This window comes from Streptomyces sp. NPDC050856, assembly GCF_040653855.1.
Classification (GTDB): domain Bacteria; phylum Actinomycetota; class Actinomycetes; order Streptomycetales; family Streptomycetaceae; genus Streptomyces.
Genome location: NZ_JBFAGV010000006.1, coordinates 136,743 through 152,336, shown reverse-complemented (window position 1 = coordinate 152,336; position 15,594 = coordinate 136,743). Strand labels below are relative to the sequence as shown.

Sequence of the window (15,594 nt, the reverse complement as noted above, 5' to 3'; positions counted from 1 at the left end):
CACGCCCCGTGTCCCACGTGTCGGGCGTCGCCGGCCGAACCCGTTGCCGGGCCGCATCTACAGGGTGGCAAGTTCCCGGGAAAATTGAACTTGCGTTTCACAGAGTGAGACGCGAGTATCGTTGCATGGACAACTCTAGCGGCGTCGGCGTTCTCGACAAGGCGGCTCTGGTACTGAGCGCCCTGGAGTCCGGTCCGGCCACCCTCGCCGGGCTGGTCGCGGCGACCGGGCTCGCACGGCCCACGGCCCACCGGCTGGCCGTGGCACTGGAACACCACCGGATGGTGGCGAGGGACATGCAGGGCAGGTTCATCCTGGGCCCCCGGCTGGCGGAGCTCGCCGCCGCCGCGGGCGAGGACCGCCTGCTGGCCACGGCCGGACCCGTACTGACTCATCTGCGTGACGTGACCGGCGAGAGCGCCCAGCTCTACCGGCGCCAGGGCGACATGCGCATCTGCGTCGCCGCGGCGGAGCGGCTGTCCGGCCTGCGGGACACCGTGCCGGTCGGCTCCACGCTCACCATGAAGGCCGGCTCGTCCGCCCAGATCCTCATGGCCTGGGAGGAGCCCGAGCGGCTGCACCGGGGCCTGCAGGGCGCTCGCTTCACGGCGACGGCCCTGTCGGGCGTACGGCGCCGCGGCTGGGCCCAGTCGATCGGCGAGCGCGAGCCGGGCGTCGCGTCCGTCTCGGCGCCGGTGCGGGGCCCGTCGAACCGCGTGGTGGCCGCCGTCTCGGTCTCCGGACCGATCGAGCGCCTGACCCGCCACCCGGGCCGTATGCACGCCCAGGCGGTCATCGACGCCGCCGCGCGCCTGTCGGAGGCCCTGCGCCGCTCCGGCTGACCGTCCACTCCCGCGTCCGGCACCGGCCCACCGCTTCAACGCCGCAGCGGTGGGCCGCTCTTGTTCCGTCCGCACACACACGAAGAAGCCCTCCCCTGCTGGGGAGGGCTTCTCTCGTTGGTACCCCCGACCGGATTCGAACCGGCGCTACCGCCTTGAGAGGGCGGCGTGCTAGGCCGCTACACAACGGGGGCATGCATCCTGTGTGACGCGCTGGGCTACCAGGACTCGAACCTAGACTAAATGAACCAGAATCACTCGTGCTGCCAATTACACCATAGCCCATGGTGGTTTAGACCAGTACCCCCGACCGGATTCGAACCGGCGCTACCGCCTTGAGAGGGCGGCGTGCTAGGCCGCTACACAACGGGGGCCCTAGCGATCCTGCATCGAGAACGTGGGTGCGACCCAGGTGTCCTCGCGGGAAGGATCTGTACCCCCGACCGGATTCGAACCGGCGCTACTGCCTTGAGAGGGCAGCGTGCTAGGCCGCTACACAACGGGGGCTTTGCAGATGAGCTCTGCGAGCTGGCCTACCAGGACTCGAACCTAGACTAACTGAACCAGAATCAGTCGTGCTGCCAATTACACCATAGGCCACCAAAACGCAACCCCGTGTGAGCGGGATCTTGTTCGGGTTTGCTCCTCCGGGTTCCGGCCTTTCGGCCCGCTCCCCTTGGCGCAGGAAGAACATTACCCGAAGGACGACGGGGCTCCAAAACGGGTATCGCCGCGCAGCAGGCCCGGGAGCTGGGCCAGGTCGGTGATCCGGGTCAGTTCCGGCCGTCCGCCCAGGCCCGCCCGGTCCAGCCAGATTCCGGTGAGCCCGGCCTCGACGGCGCCCCGCGCGTCGATGTCCGGCTGGTCACCGACGTAGGCGACCTGGCCGGGCGGCAGCCCCAGGGCCCGGCAGGCGGCGTGGAAGGCGGCGGCGTCGGGCTTGGCCACACCCAGCTCGGCCGCGCACAACAGGACCTCGAACCGGTCCCGCACACCGAGCGCGCGCAGCTTGCGCTCCTGGTTGTGGACCGAGGAGTTGGACAGCGCCCCGTGGCGGTAGTCGGCCGCTAGGACGTCCAGGACGGGCAGCGTGTCCGGGAAGAGCGCCCATGCCGCTTCGTAGTGGCTCATGTACCGGCCGAACCAGGCGTCCGCCTCGGCGTCGCTCAGCGCCTGCCCGAGGAAGTCGCGCACCCGGTCACGGCGCTGGTCCTCGAAGCGGATCCCGCCGGCCTCGAAGCGCCGCCAGTGGAGCGCGGTCAGCTCCTTCCAGCGGTCGAGGGCCTGGTCGACGGAGTCGCGTCCGTCGGCCAGGCCCTCGGCCCGCAGGTGGTTCAGCATCCCGGCGCGGTCGGCGCTCGCGTAGTCGAAGATCGTGTCGTCGATGTCCCACAGGACGGCGCGGATCGGCGTGTGGCTCGGCATGGGCCGACGGTACCGCCCGGCGCCTCCGCCGCAGCAGGCCCGGGGCGGTCACCGGGCGACGCGGCCGGGCGGGCGGGGGCCCGGGCGACCCGGCCGGGCGGGGTCACCCGGGGGCGGGCCCGGACTCCGGCGGTACGACGAAGAAGTCGGTGACGAAGCAGGCGATGTCCCCCCGGGCGGTCCGGCCCACCCAGGTCGGATAGGCGCCGTCGCCCCAGCCGGAGGAGAAGGCGACGACATTGTGCCCGGTGTCCGGGTCGGTGATCGTGTACGGCCCGGGCGCCCAGTCGGCCGCCTCGAAGGCGTCCCACAGCGGTCCCTCGTCGTCCTCGCTGGCGGGGAAGGAGTCGTCGCACGCCGCGTCGTAGAAGCAGCCGGTGCCGGCGTCGACGCCGTAGCCGTAGAACTCGCCGTCCGCCAGCTCCGCGGCGTCCTGGCCGGGCACCAGCGCGAGCTCCCAGCTCACCGGGGGTTCGGCCCGGACGGTCAGGCGCGCGGCGGCCACCCGCCGGTGCGGGGTGCCCGTGGGCGGCTCGCCGGGCCGGGTGATCGTGACCACGGAGAGGTCCACCGGGTACCGCCCGGGCGGTACGGCGGCGGTGAAGGGCTCCGCCTCCCCGCTGCCCAGTGCCACGAACGGGTCGCAGGCGACGAGCCGTCCGGTGGGAAGCCACAGCTCCCCGCCGGCCGCGAGGGACACGGTCCCGGTCCCGCCCCACTCGTACGGGAAGGACAGACCCGGGGTGAAGATCCGGGCGAGGTCGGGAGCGGGCATGGGCATGGGACCCCCCAGGGCGCGAGGTGAACGGCTGTGGTGCCCAGCACCGTAGCGAGCGGCACTGACACCGCCCGGGGGCCAGCCCCGCCGCCGGGGGCGCCCGCCCGTGACCGCGCGGGGTGGTCACCGGCACTGCCGGTGACCACCCCGCGGGACGGCGTCGTGCCGCCCGGTTACCCGGCCAGCTTGGCCAGGGCCGCGTCGATGCGGGTCAGGGTGCGCTCCTTGCCCAGGATCTCCAGGGACTCGAAGAGCGGCAGGCCGACCGTGCGGCCGGTGACCGCGACGCGGACCGGGGCCTGGGCCTTGCCGAGCTTGAGGCCGTGTTCCTCACCGGCCGCCAGGACGGCCTCCTTGAGGGACTCCGGGCTGCTCCAGTCCGCCGCCTCCAGCTTGGCGCGCGCCGTGCGCAGCAGTGCGTCGGAGCCCTCCTTCATCGCCTTCTGCCAGGACGCCTCGTCCTCGGCCGGCTCCGGCAGGAAGAGGAAGTCCACGTTGGCGGTGATGTCGGAGAGGACGGTGAGGCGGGTCTGGGCGTGCGGGGCGATGGCCTCCCAGGCCGCCTGGTCGAAGTCCTCGGGCGCCCAGGGCGCGTGCGGGGCGCGCAGCCACGGCTCGCAGGCCTCCGCGAACGCCTTCACGTCCAGCATGCGGATGTGGTCGGCGTTGATCGACTCGGCCTTCTTCAGGTCGAACCGGGCCGGGTTGGCGTTGACGTCCGCGATGTCGAACCGCTGCACCATCTCGGGGATGGTGAAGACGTCCTGGTCGGCGGAGAAGGACCAGCCGAGCAGGGACAGGTAGTTGAGCAGGCCCTCCGGGAGGAAGCCGCGCTCGCGGTAGACGTTCAGGGACGCCTGCGGGTCGCGCTTGGAGAGCTTCTTGTTGCCCTCGCCCATCACGTACGGCAGGTGGCCGAAGGCCGGGATCGCCTTGGCCACGCCCAGCTCGATCAGCGCCTTGTAGAGGGCGATCTGGCGCGGGGTGGAGGACAGCAGGTCCTCGCCGCGCAGCACGTGGGTGATCTCCATCAGCGCGTCGTCGACCGGGTTGACGAGCGTGTAGAGGGGGGCGCCGTTGGCGCGGACGATGCCGTAGTCCGGGACGTTGTCCGGGGTGAAGGTCAGTTCGCCGCGGACCAGGTCGGTGAAGGTGATCGGCTCGTCGGGCATGCGGAAGCGGACGATCGCGGTGCGGCCCTCCGCCTCGTACGCGGCGACCTGCTCGGCGGACAGGTCGCGGCAGTGGCCGTCGTAGCCGGACGGCTTGCCGGCGGCGCGGGCGGCCTCGCGACGGGTGTCCAGCTCCTCGGTGGTGCAGTAGCAGCGGTAGGCGTGGCCGCCGTCGAGGAGCTTGGCCGCGACGTCCTGGTAGATGTCCATGCGCTGCGACTGGCGGTACGGCGCGTGGGGGCCGCCCACCTCGGGGCCCTCGTCCCAGTCCAGGCCGAGCCAGCGCATCGAGTCGAGCAGCTGCCGGTAGGACTCCTCGGAGTCGCGGGCCGCGTCGGTGTCCTCGATGCGGAAGACCATGGCGCCCTGGTGGTGCCGGGCGAACGCCCAGTTGAACAGGGCGGTGCGGACCAGTCCCACGTGGGGGTTGCCGGTCGGCGAGGGACAGAAACGTACGCGGGGGGAATTCGCGTTAGCCACGCTTGATCACCTTGTTGGTGAGAGTGCCGATGCCTTCGATGGTGACGGCGACCTCGTCGCCGACGTTGAGCGGTCCGACCCCCGCCGGGGTGCCGGTGAGGATGACGTCGCCCGGGAGCAGGGTCATGGCCTCGGTGATGTGGACGATGAGGTCCTCGACGGAGCGCAGCATGTCGCTGGTACGGCCGAGCTGGCGCTGCTCGCCGTTGACCGTGCACTGGATGGTCACGTCGGCGGGATCGAGGTCGGTCTCCACCCAGGGGCCCAGCGGGCAGGAGGTGTCGAAGCCCTTGGCGCGGGCCCACTGCTTCTCGCGCCGCTGGACGTCGCGGGCGGTGACGTCGTTGGCGCAGGTGTAGCCGAAGACGACGTCCTTGACACGCTCGCGCGGGACCTCGCGGCACATGCGGCCGATGACGACGGCCAGCTCCGCCTCGTGGTGCAGCTCCTGGGAGAAGGAGGGGTACTCGATGGCGTCACCGGAGCCGATCACCGAGGTGGTGGGCTTGAAGAAGGCGACGGGGGCCTCCAGGCGGCCCCGGTCGTCGAGGACGGTGTTGCCGAGCTCGGCGGCGTGCTCCGCGTAGTTGCGGCCGATGGCCACGACCTTGTTGGGCAGGACGGGGGGCAGGAGCCGGACCTTGCTCAGCGGGACCTTGGTCCCGCTGAGCTCGAAGTCGGTGTACGGAATACCCTTGATGATGTCGAGGACGAGGTCGCCCTCAGCGCCGGGGGCGCTGGAGCCCTCGACCGCGCCGAAGGCGACATTGCCGTCGATGGAGAACCTGGCGATGCGCACGGGATGCCGTGCCCCTTACTTCCGCTGGCTGGAGTCTGACGCCCCAGGCTAACGCGGCCCGGCGCCCGCTCCGGCGAGCGCGGGCGGGCCTCAGGCGGAAGGCACCGCCACGGGCGCGTCGATCAGGGTCGTGCGGCGGGGGTTGGCGGTACGGGCGGGGAGGTCGGCCGAGTGCTCCGGGTTCGCGCCCCGGTCCAGCTCTCCGGCGTCGGCCAGGTTCACCAGGGTCGTGCGGCGGGGGTTGGCGATGCTGCGGATCGTCATCGTCGTCTTCATCGGTGGCTTCAGACCTCGCGGTACGGGCGCCGGACGGGCGCCTGGTGGACGGTTTTCCCATCTCTGTAAAGCGTCAGGCTAAACACTCGATTCCCCGCGAAAACCGGTAACCGGCCCCGATCTACGTGTGAGTTTCCTCACCACTAGGTGGGCAAAACTGGCATTTCGGGCGGGCGGTCCGACCAATGAAAACGGACATTGGGTAGCCGAACCCTGCATTCCGCTCCTGATCATGGCGACTGGGACACCCCACACCCCTGAGCGACTCGTAGGCGAAAGTCCGATTCCTCCCTGATCACCTTCTACGGGAGGTGAGCCGGTACTCACATGGTGTGACAGGGAGGGGGGTGTCCGGCGCCGCCCTTGTTGGAGATCCGGCACTGTGCTGGAATTCCACGCACCGCCGCGGTTTCAGGCCGGCGCGCAGGGCGCAACGCAGCGCCGTCACAGCGGCGGGAGAGGGGAAGCCGCGCCGGTCACTTCACGACCACCCATGGAGCGCGTTCGCGCTCCACGACACCGACACCGTCCTGTCCGTTCACGCGGAGGGACGCCTGGTCCAGAGGTTGCGACGCTAGTGCAGGGACGTTTCAAGAGGGATGGCATGGGGTCTCCCCAGGCCCGCCAGAGCCGCGGGGAAGCTGCGGCGCAGCAGGAGCCGCGCGGCGGGAACGACCGCGGCTCCTCGCCCCAGCACGCCCAGAGCACCGGACCGGCGGCTCCCGCCGACGGTGGTGAGCGCGGCGGGCGCGCCGGCGCGCCGCCCTCCGGCGGCCCGGACGCCGCGGCCGAACCGAAGCCCGCGGGTCCCCCCGACGCCGGCTCGCGAATAGCCCTGCGCAACTGGCGCATCAGCACCCGCCTGGTCGCCCTGCTCGCGCTTCCCGTGGTCGCCGCCACCACGCTGGGCGGACTGCGTATCAACGAGTCCATGAACGACATGGAGCAGCTGGACCACATGCAGCTGCTCACGCAGCTGACCAAGGAGGCCACCGACCTCGCCCACGCGCTCCAGCAGGAGCGCGACCTGACGGCGGGTCCGCTGGCCAACCGCGCGGACACCTCCGACTTCAAGGTCCAGGCGCCCCGCAAGGACGCCGACCGGGCCCAGCGGGCCTTCCTCGCCGCGACCGAGGGCATCGGGGACACCCAGGGCAACGAGGCGCTGCAGAGCATCCGTTCGAACGTCAACCAGATCGCCAGCCAGGTCGTCACCCTCGCGGAGATCCGCAAGGGCGCGTACGCGCCGGGCGTGCAGCGGTCCCAGACGATCGAGCGCTACAACCAGTTGATCGAGTCGCTGCTCAGCCTCTCGCAGGACATGGCGCAGGCGACCAGCAACCCCGACATGATCAAGCGCACCCGCGCGCTGGCGGCGTTCTCGTCCGCCAAGGAGTACGCCTCCATCCAGCGCGCGGTGATCGCCGCCGCCCTGCCCAAGACCGACAAGGAGCAGGGCACGCTCAACCCGAACGACCGCCTCTACGGTCAGTCGGCGCGCACCAACGAGAACTCCTCGCTGTCGGCCTTCCAGACGATCTACGCCTCCACCGGTGGCGACGCCACCGAGCTGCTGGCCCCGCTCAACAGCGACAACCCCTCGATCACGGCTGCCGACAAGTACGCCGACCGGGTGCTCAACGACCCGGACGGCATGAAGGACGAGGAGAAGCGCAGCTACCTGGACTGGACCGACAAGGACGACACCAAGATCCAGGCCATGAAGACCATCGAGCTCACCCTGCTGGGCGAGATGGAGAGCAAGGCCCGTGAGCTGCGCCAGGAGTCGCAGCGCGACGCGATCATCAACGGTGCGCTGATCCTGCTGGTGCTCGGCGTCTCCCTCGTCGGCGCCTTCGTGGTGTCCCGGTCCATGATCCGTTCGCTGCGCCGGCTGCAGGACACCGCGACCAAGGTCGCCCAGGAGCGGCTGCCCGAGCTGGTCCGCCAGCTGTCCGAGTCCGACCCGCAGGACGTCGACACCTCCGTGGTGTCGGTCGGCCTGAACTCCCGGGACGAGATCGGCCAGGTGGCCACGGCCTTCGACGACGTGCACCGCGAGGCGGTCCGCCTCGCCGCCGAGCAGGCCCTGCTGCGGGGCAACGTCAACGCGATGTTCACCAACCTCTCGCGGCGCTCGCAGGGCCTCATCCAGCGTCAGCTCTCGCTGATCTCCGAGCTGGAGTCCCGTGAGGCCGACCCGGACCAGCTCTCCTCGCTGTTCAAGCTCGACCACCTGGCCACCCGTATGCGCCGTAACGGTGAGAACCTGCTCGTTCTCGCCGGTGAGGAGCCGGGGCGCCGGTGGACCCGGCCCGTGCCGCTGGTCGACGTGCTCCGTGCCGCCGCCTCCGAGGTGGAGCAGTACGAGCGCATCGAGCTCTCCTCCGTGCCGACGACCGAGGTCGCCGGCCGGGTCGTCAACGACCTCGTGCACCTGCTCGCCGAGCTGCTGGAGAACGCCACCTCGTTCTCCTCGCCGCAGACCAAGGTGCGGGTCACCGGTCACGCGCTGCCCGACGGGCGGGTGCTCGTCGAGATCCACGACACCGGTATCGGCCTCTCCCCCGAGGACCTGGCCGCGATCAACGAGCGGCTCGCCTCGCCGCCCACCGTGGACGTGTCGGTCTCCCGGCGCATGGGTCTGTTCGTGGTCGGCCGCCTGTCGCTGCGGCACGGCATCCGGATCCAGCTCCGCCCGTCCGACTCGGGCGGCACGACCGCGCTGGTCATGCTCCCGGTGGACGTCGCCCAGGGCGGCAAGAAGGTCCCCGGCAAGCCCGGCCCCGGTGGCCAGGGCGCCATGCCGCAGGGTGCCCAGGCCCCCGGTGGCCTGCTGACCGGCGGTCCCGGCGCGGTCGGTGGCGGCGGCCGCCCCGGTCTGGGCGGTGGCCCCGGCGGCGCGTCCACGGGACGGCACGGTGGCGGCCTGGCCGCCGCTCTCGGTTCCGGTGGTGGCGCCGGCGCGGCCCGCGGCCAGATGGGCGCGGGTACCGGCCCCCGGGCCGCGCTGCCCGGCCGGGACGACGCCGCCGGGCGCCCTGGTGGCCCGCAGGGCGCGCCGCAGGGCGGCCGTCCCGCCCGCCAGGGCCAGCACGCCCAGCAGGGCCAGGGACAGCAGCAGGGTCCGGGCCAGGGCCAGCAGGGTCCGGGCCAGGGCCGGCAGGGCCCCGGCCGGCCCGGGCAGCCGCAGGACCCGCAGCGCCAGGGCGCCGGTCCCGCGGGTGCCTTCGGCGCCCCGGCCGACCGCGCCGAGCAGGGTGCCGGCACCGCCGCGCCCGGCGGTATCCCCACGCGCTCGGACGTCTGGCAGAACTCCCCCGCCCAGCCGGGCACCGACTCCCGGCAGCCGGGCGAGCCCGGCCGGCGGGGCGGACGCGGCCGGCAGCCCGGTCGGCACAAGCAGCAGCTGCCTCCCTCGGGCGCCCCGCGCGCCGAACTTCCCGGCGGTCCCCTCCAGTCGGCGCAGCAGCAGCCGGCCCCGCAGCAGCCCTCGCAGCAGCAGCGCCCCGCGGCCACCGGCTGGGGCGGCGAGCAGGCTCCCGTACCGCCGCAGCAGCACACCCCGCTGGACGCGCCGCGCGGCCACGACGAGCCGGACTCCACCGCCGAGTTCGCCCGGCCGGACTTCGGGGCCCCGCACCCCGACCCGGCCTCCACGGCCCAGTTCCAGCGCCCGGACTTCGGCGCGCCGCAGGCCCCGCCCGAGGCACTGCCTCCGGCGGGCCCCGGAGACGGCCGGACGCCGCTGTACGACACGCTGGAGACCAACTGGTTCCACGGCGAGGGCGGCGGCCCGGACCAGCAGGGCGGACCGGCTCCCCAGGGCCACCAGGCCCAGCAGCAGTCCCAGCGAGGCGGATTCGTCCCGCAGGACCAGACTTCGCAGATCCCTGCCGTGCCCCGGCAGCCGGCTCCGGAGCGTTCCGCTCCGGTGCGGCAGCCGCAGCCCGGACAGGAGGGCACCGACCCGGCCTCGACGACCGGTTCGTGGCGCCCCACCCCCAACGACGAGCTGGTACGCCAGGCCGAGCGGGTCCGCAAGCCCGCCGCGGGCGGCGTCACCACCTCGGGCCTGCCCCGCCGGGTCCCGCGCGCCAATCTGGTGCCGGGCACGGCGCAGGAGTCGACCCCGCAGTCCGGGCCGCAGGTGTCTCGCGCGCCCGACGACGTGCGCGGCCGGCTGACCAACCTGCGCCGGGGTATCCAGCAGGGACGTCAGGCGGGCGGCTCCACCACGGGCAGCTTCAATATCGGCCCCACTCACCAGCAGGAGCGTTAGTTGAGCCCGATGAGCCAGGCCGCACAGAATCTGAACTGGTTGATCACCAACTTCGTGGACAACACCCCCGGGGTGTCCCACACAGTGGTGGTCTCCGCCGACGGACTGCTGCTGGCCATGTCCGAAGGTTTCCCCCGCGACCGCGCCGACCAGCTCGCGGCCGTGGCGTCCGGACTGACCTCGCTGACCGCGGGCGCGTCCCGGATCTTCGAGGGGGGCACGGTCGCCCAGACCGTGGTGGAGATGGAGCGCGGCTTCCTCTTCCTCATGTCGGTCTCGGACGGTTCCTCGCTGGCCGTCCTCGCCCACCCGGAGTGCGACATCGGCCTGGTCGGCTACGAGATGGCCCTGCTGGTCGACCGCGCCGGCAGTGTCCTGACCCCCGACCTCCGCGCCGAGCTCCAGGGCAGTCTGCTCCACTGAGCCGGCACGCCCCTCCGCACCGCCCTTCCGCCCTGTTCACCGTCGGCCGCCCCAACCGGCCCCCCACCGGCCCAGTCAGACGGCAAACCGACCACCTGCTGTCACGCCCGGAGGATTCATGACCCCGCCCCCCGCCTCTCACGATCCGTACGGTGTCTCCATGGACGCCTCGTACGGACTGGAAGGCGATCAGCCGCTGGTCCGGCCGTACGCCATGACCGGCGGCCGGACCCGGCCGCGGTACCAGCTCGCCATCGAGGCGCTGGTGTCCACCACGGCCGACCCGGCGCTCCTGGCCGGGCTGCTGCCGGAGCACCAGCGCATCTGCCACCTGTGCCGTGAGGTGAAGTCGGTGGCGGAGGTCTCCGCGCTGCTGTCGATGCCGCTGGGGGTGGCCCGGATCCTCGTGGCCGACCTGGCGGAGGCGGGCATGGTGGCGATCCACCAGCCGGGCAACGGAGAGGCCGGCGGCACGCCGGACGTGACACTGCTCGAAAGGGTGCTCAGTGGACTTCGCAAGCTCTAGCGGCGGGGCGGCCCGCTCGACCACCAGCGCGAAGATCGTGGTGGCGGGCGGCTTCGGCGTGGGCAAGACCACGTTCGTCGGCGCCGTCTCGGAGATCAACCCGCTGCGTACCGAGGCCGTCATGACGTCCGCGTCGGCCGGCATCGACGACCTCACCCACACCGGGGACAAGACCACCACCACCGTGGCCATGGACTTCGGCCGCATCACCCTGGACCAGGACCTCATCCTCTACCTGTTCGGCACCCCCGGACAGGACCGCTTCTGGTTCATGTGGGACGACCTCGTACGCGGCGCCATCGGCGCCGTCGTCCTCGTCGACACCCGCCGCCTCGCCGACTGCTTCCCCGCGGTCGACTACTTCGAGAACAGCGGCCTGCCCTTCGTCATCGCCCTCAACGGCTTCGACGGACACCAGCCCTACACCCCCGAAGAAGTACGCGAAGCACTCCAGATCGGCCCCGACACCCCCATCATCACCACCGACGCCCGCCACCGCGCCGACGCCAAGAGCGCCCTCATCACCCTCGTCGAACACGCCCTCATGGCCCGGCTCAAGTAAAGGACGGCACTGGGCAGTTGCCATCGCGGCGCGGAGAGGGGGAGTGTGTCCTGTGACACGGTCCCCCGCCGCGGTTCATAACGTTTCGACAGAGAATTGCGCCGGAGCGGACACGACCCGCAGCCGTGTGGTGCCACTGCGCTCACATGAGCCCCGCCATTTGGTGGGGCTCGCTCTTTATGCCCGTTTTATCTGGCGGCTGGGGAGTCGGCGCCGGGCGGATCTCGCTGTTTGGAACGCGACCGCTTTACGTGCTGCAATGCGACGAACTCCCGAGTAGTACGGCCCAGAACAGAAAAACGGCACAATCAGGTGCCGGCGCCGAGAGGTTGTTGGTCGAGTGAGGCGAAGCAAGAACAGCGCCGCGGAGCAGCAGGCGCGGGGCAACTTCACCCCGCCCGCGCGCACAGCGGTGCCGCCTGCCGATACGTCCGGGCCGGAACCGGCCGGACCCGTTGCCGCCGGCAGCCCGGGCCGGCTGTCCCCGCGCAACTGGCGGGTGCCCACCAAGCTGAACGCCATTCTCCTCATACCCGTGCTGGTCGGCCTCGTCATGGGCGGCTTCCAGGTCAAGGCCTCGATCGACACCTGGCGCGAGGCGCAGGACGCCGAGCGGACGGCGCTGATCGTGCGGGCCGCCTCCGAGTACGGCCAGGCGCTGCTCAACGAGCGGGACCTCACCGCCGAGCACAAGCTGAAGGGCGATGACAAGGCCACCGAGGTCACCAACGCGTACGCCGCCACCGACGCCGCCAAGCGGAAGTTCGACGCGGCCGTGGAGGACATGCCGGCCAAGGAGGGTCTGGAGCGCCGCCTGAAGCTCTTCCGGCAGACCGAGCCGGACCTGGAGCAGCTTCGCGAGACGGCCTACTCCAAGGCCAAGGACCCGGTGCAGACCGAAGAGGACTACGTCACCATCCAGCACGTGCTGATGGAGTTCTCCAACGAGCTGGGCCTGGGCACCGGCAACATCACCAGCTACGGCCGTACGGTCTACGCCGTCCAGCTCGCCAAGGCCGCCGGGTCGCTGCAGCGCTCGATCGGTACCCACCTGCTGGTCAGGCCGAGCCGGGACGACGCGGTCTTCGCCCAGCAGTCCGTCGCCTTCAACTCGTACAGCTACCTGGAGCGGATCGCCATCGGCGAGTACATCTCCGGTGGTACCGCCGAGGACGAGGCGCGGCTGAAGGAGGTCATGGGGCGCAAGGCCAAGGAAGGTGCCGAACAGCTCCGGGTGGCCAACCTCAAGGTGCCCACCGACGCGAAGGGCTCCGTCTACAACGGCATGGCGGCCGCGATCGGCAAGAGCAAGGACGCCGACGCCGTCAAGGACCTGGCGAGCCAGAACGTCACTCCCGACACCTGGATGCGCGCGGCGACCGCCAAGTTCGATGGCTACAGCGAGATCGAGGACGAGCTCGTCACCAAGGCGGTGAACGAGGCCGCCGAGATCTCCGCGGACGCCCGGACCGACGCCATCGTCAACGGCGCCATCGTCGTGATCGCCCTGGGCGCCGCGTTCATCCTGGCCGCGATGATGGCCCGCCAGATGAGCCGTTCGATGCGCGAGCTGCGCGCCGCCGCGCTGGGCATCGCCGAGCAGCGCCTGCCGATGCTGGTCGACCAGCTCTCCCGTACCGACCCCGGCCGGGTCGACACCCGGGTGCGGCCGATCCCGATCAACACCCAGGACGAGATCGGCGAGGTCGCCCGGGCCTTCGACCAGGTCCACCGCGAGGCCGTCCGGCTCGCCGCCGAGCAGGCCATGCTCCGGGGCAACGTCAACGCGATCTTCACCAACCTGTCGCAGCGCAACCAGTCGCTGATCGAGGGCCAGTTGACCCTGATCACCGAGCTGGAGAACAACGAGGCGGACCCGGACCAGCTGGAGAACCTCTTCAAGCTCGACCACCTGGCCACCCGTATGCGGCGCAACGGCGAGAACCTGCTGGTCCTGGCCGGTGAGGAGCCGGGCCGCCGCTGGAACCAGCCGGTGCCGCTGGTGGACGTGCTGCGGGCCGCCTCCTCGGAGGTGGAGTCGTACGAGCGCATCGAGCTCACCGGCGTACCCGAGACGGACATCCACGGCCAGGCCGTGACCGACCTCGTGCACCTGCTCGCCGAGCTGCTGGAGAACGCCACCACGTTCTCCTCGCCGCAGACCAAGGTGCGGGTGACCGCGACGCGGCTGCCCGACGGCCGGGTGATGGTCGAGATCCACGACAAGGGCATCGGCCTGACCGCCGAGGACTTCGCCGACATCAACCACAAGCTGGCCAACCCGCCGACGGTGGACGCCGCGATCTCGCAGCGCATGGGCCTGTTCGTGGTCGGCCGGCTCGCCGGACGGCACGGGATCCGGGTCCAGCTGCGCCCCTCGGGCGAGCAGGCCGGTACGACCTCACTGGTCATGCTGCCGGACGCGATCACCCACGGCGGCGGCGGCGACCCGTCCCTGGAGGACGACTTCACCGTCTCCTCGATCATCCCGGAGCAGCAGTCCTACGAGTCCGCCCCGCTGCGTACGGCGGCGGAGCTGGGCTTCGACGACTCCGCGTACGATCAGCCGTCCCCGGACGCGCCGCTGGACTCGGTGAAGCGCTCCCGGCTCCGCGAGGAGCGCCGCGCGGCGCTGGGCGCCCAGATGCAGGGCACGCAGGGGTCCCAGGACACCGAGCGGCCGCTGTTCCGCGACGAGGTCGACCAGTCCCAGCAGCAGCCGCAGGCCGCCTACGGTCAGCAGCAGGGGCAGCAGTACGACCCGCAGACGGCGTACGCCGACGGCGGCTATGAGCAGCAGGCCGGCTACGGCGGTTACCCCGCCGAGCAGTACGGTGGTACGGAGTACGCCGCCGAGCGGTACCCGACCGGCGAGTACGCTGAGCCGACCTATGCGGAATCCGGCTTTCCGTCTCAGGAGCCCCAGCAGCAGTCGTACGACGACCCGTACGCTCACCAGCCCCACCAGGGCGAGTGGGCCGAACAGGGCTCGTACGGCGGCGGTTTCGAGTCGGAGTACCCGGCCGAATCGGAATCTGCCCCGAGCGCTCCCACGAACGCTCAGGACCGCGTAGGCTTCGACCGTCCGGGTCCCACCCCGAACGCCAGCCACCAGCTGACCGACGCCGGTCTGCCGCGCCGCGGCAGCCGCCAGCAGGACCCGCGGCCGGAGCAGCCGCAGGCCCCGCAGGCACGGCAGCCGGCCGTCCAGCAGGACCGGCCGGACCCGTCGGTCCGCCGGGACCGGCCGGCCGGGCAGGACCAGTCGGCCGGGCAGGCCCCGCAGGGCGAGGCGGGCGGCTCCGAGGACCGGCGCTCGACGAACGACGAGCGCTGGCAGCGGGCCGAGAAGCTCCGCGAGCCGAAGGCCGGCGGAGTCACCCCGTCCGGACTGCCGCGGCGGGTGCCCAAGGCCAATTTGGTCGAGGGCACCGCGGAGCAGACCCCGCAGGGCGGCCCCCAGGTCTCCCGCGCCCCGGAGGACGTGCGTGGCAGGTTGAGCAACCTGCGGCGCGGTGTCCAGCAGGGACGCAGCGCGGGAACGGACACGAACGGATCGGGCCTCGGCCCGGGTAGTACCTACAACCAGGAGCGTTAGTGTGAGCCCGATGAGCCAGGCGGCGCAGAATCTGAACTGGTTGATCACCAACTTCGTGGACAACACCCCCGGGGTGTCCCACACGGTGGTGGTCTCCGCCGACGGACTCCTGCTGGCGATGTCCGAGGGTTTCCCCCGTGACCGTGCCGACCAGCTTGCGGCCGTCGCCTCCGGACTGACCTCGCTGACCGCGGGCGCGTCCCGGATCTTCGAGGGCGGCGCGGTCAACCAGACCGTCGTCGAGATGGAGCGGGGGTTCCTCTTCATCATGTCCATCTCGGACGGCTCCTCGCTGGCCGTCCTCGCCCACCCCGACGCCGACATCGGTCTCGTCGGTTACGAGATGGCTCTTCTGGTGGACCGAGCGGGCAGTGTCCTCACCCCGGACCTGCGCGCGGAACTCCAGGGAAGTCTGCTCAACTAACAGACGG

12 protein-coding genes and 5 tRNA genes are annotated in these 15,594 nt (G+C 71.5%); 7 read left to right on the top strand and 10 right to left on the bottom strand.

Annotated features, from left to right (window positions below):
* Positions 1-125 precede the first annotated feature (125 nt).
* Positions 126-842: an IclR family transcriptional regulator NdgR gene (gene ndgR, locus AB0H53_RS08225; RefSeq protein WP_026278050.1), complete on the top strand. Its 717-nt coding sequence runs from the start codon at positions 126-128 to the stop codon at positions 840-842.
* 118 nt (positions 843-960) lie between these two features.
* Here ndgR and AB0H53_RS08220 read toward each other — a convergent pair.
* The 10 genes from AB0H53_RS08220 to AB0H53_RS08175 all read right to left on the bottom strand — a co-directional run bounded on the left by AB0H53_RS08220 (position 961) and on the right by AB0H53_RS08175 (position 5,772).
* Positions 961-1,036, bottom strand: a tRNA-Glu gene (locus AB0H53_RS08220).
* A gap of 19 nt (positions 1,037-1,055) precedes the next feature.
* Positions 1,056-1,127, bottom strand: a tRNA-Gln gene (locus AB0H53_RS08215).
* A gap of 16 nt (positions 1,128-1,143) precedes the next feature.
* A tRNA-Glu gene (locus tag AB0H53_RS08210) sits at positions 1,144-1,216 on the bottom strand.
* 60 nt (positions 1,217-1,276) lie between these two features.
* Positions 1,277-1,349 (bottom strand) — tRNA-Glu (locus AB0H53_RS08205).
* 21 nt (positions 1,350-1,370) lie between these two features.
* A tRNA-Gln gene (locus tag AB0H53_RS08200) sits at positions 1,371-1,442 on the bottom strand.
* Between the two features lie 93 nt (positions 1,443-1,535).
* Positions 1,536-2,267 (bottom strand): HAD family hydrolase, encoded by a 732-nt coding sequence (locus AB0H53_RS08195; protein ID WP_362108795.1) that lies wholly within the window; start codon positions 2,265-2,267, stop codon positions 1,536-1,538.
* A 103-nt stretch (positions 2,268-2,370) separates the two neighbouring features.
* Positions 2,371-3,048: a DUF4241 domain-containing protein gene (locus AB0H53_RS08190; RefSeq protein ID WP_362108793.1), complete on the bottom strand. Its 678-nt coding sequence runs from the start codon at positions 3,046-3,048 to the stop codon at positions 2,371-2,373.
* A 170-nt stretch (positions 3,049-3,218) separates the two neighbouring features.
* On the bottom strand, positions 3,219-4,697 hold the full coding sequence (gene gltX, locus AB0H53_RS08185; RefSeq protein ID WP_362108792.1) for a glutamate--tRNA ligase: 1,479 nt from the start codon (positions 4,695-4,697) through the stop codon (positions 3,219-3,221).
* Positions 4,690-5,496, bottom strand: a complete 807-nt coding sequence (locus AB0H53_RS08180; RefSeq protein ID WP_362108790.1) for a fumarylacetoacetate hydrolase family protein — start codon at positions 5,494-5,496, stop codon at positions 4,690-4,692. The genes gltX and AB0H53_RS08180 overlap by 8 nt, the downstream gene beginning before the upstream one ends.
* 90 nt (positions 5,497-5,586) lie before the next feature.
* Positions 5,587-5,772 carry a hypothetical protein gene (locus AB0H53_RS08175; protein ID WP_362108788.1) on the bottom strand — a complete coding sequence of 62 codons (186 nt, stop codon included), beginning with the start codon at positions 5,770-5,772 and terminating at the stop codon, positions 5,587-5,589.
* Between the two features lie 604 nt (positions 5,773-6,376).
* Between AB0H53_RS08175 and AB0H53_RS08170 the strand changes: the two genes are divergently transcribed.
* From AB0H53_RS08170 to AB0H53_RS08145, 6 genes are all read left to right on the top strand, one after another.
* Positions 6,377-10,054 (top strand): nitrate- and nitrite sensing domain-containing protein, encoded by a 3,678-nt coding sequence (locus tag AB0H53_RS08170; RefSeq protein ID WP_362108786.1) that lies wholly within the window; start codon positions 6,377-6,379, stop codon positions 10,052-10,054.
* 9 nt (positions 10,055-10,063) lie between these two features.
* Positions 10,064-10,477, top strand: coding sequence for a roadblock/LC7 domain-containing protein (locus AB0H53_RS08165; RefSeq protein WP_067164664.1), 414 nt, complete (start codon positions 10,064-10,066; stop codon positions 10,475-10,477).
* Positions 10,478-10,595: 118 nt separating this feature from the next.
* On the top strand, positions 10,596-11,003 hold the full coding sequence (locus AB0H53_RS08160) for a DUF742 domain-containing protein (protein ID WP_362108784.1): 408 nt from the start codon (positions 10,596-10,598) through the stop codon (positions 11,001-11,003).
* Positions 10,984-11,565, top strand: coding sequence for an ATP/GTP-binding protein (locus AB0H53_RS08155; protein ID WP_362108782.1), 582 nt, complete (start codon positions 10,984-10,986; stop codon positions 11,563-11,565). The genes AB0H53_RS08160 and AB0H53_RS08155 overlap by 20 nt, the downstream gene beginning before the upstream one ends.
* 340 nt (positions 11,566-11,905) lie before the next feature.
* Positions 11,906-15,163: a nitrate- and nitrite sensing domain-containing protein gene (locus AB0H53_RS08150; RefSeq protein ID WP_362108780.1), complete on the top strand. Its 3,258-nt coding sequence runs from the start codon at positions 11,906-11,908 to the stop codon at positions 15,161-15,163.
* Between the two features lie 10 nt (positions 15,164-15,173).
* Entirely contained in the window at positions 15,174-15,587 is a 414-nt protein-coding gene (locus AB0H53_RS08145) for a roadblock/LC7 domain-containing protein (protein ID WP_006127847.1), read from the top strand.
* Positions 15,588-15,594: the final 7 nt, after the last annotated feature.

What these genes read in the sequence shown, in the direction of transcription:
- AB0H53_RS08165 (WP_067164664.1), top strand. Translation starts at nt 10,064, where the DNA reads ATGAGCCAGGCCGCACAGAATCTGAACTGGTTGATCACCAACTTCGTG.
- AB0H53_RS08190 (WP_362108793.1), bottom strand. Translation starts at nt 3,048, where the DNA reads ATGCCCATGCCCGCTCCCGACCTCGCCCGGATCTTCACCCCGGGTCTG.
- AB0H53_RS08160 (WP_362108784.1), top strand. Translation starts at nt 10,596, where the DNA reads ATGACCCCGCCCCCCGCCTCTCACGATCCGTACGGTGTCTCCATGGAC.
- AB0H53_RS08175 (WP_362108788.1), bottom strand. Translation starts at nt 5,772, where the DNA reads ATGAAGACGACGATGACGATCCGCAGCATCGCCAACCCCCGCCGCACG.
- ndgR (WP_026278050.1), top strand. Translation starts at nt 126, where the DNA reads ATGGACAACTCTAGCGGCGTCGGCGTTCTCGACAAGGCGGCTCTGGTA.
- AB0H53_RS08170 (WP_362108786.1), top strand. Translation starts at nt 6,377, where the DNA reads ATGGGGTCTCCCCAGGCCCGCCAGAGCCGCGGGGAAGCTGCGGCGCAG.
- AB0H53_RS08145 (WP_006127847.1), top strand. Translation starts at nt 15,174, where the DNA reads ATGAGCCAGGCGGCGCAGAATCTGAACTGGTTGATCACCAACTTCGTG.
- AB0H53_RS08195 (WP_362108795.1), bottom strand. Translation starts at nt 2,267, where the DNA reads ATGCCGAGCCACACGCCGATCCGCGCCGTCCTGTGGGACATCGACGAC.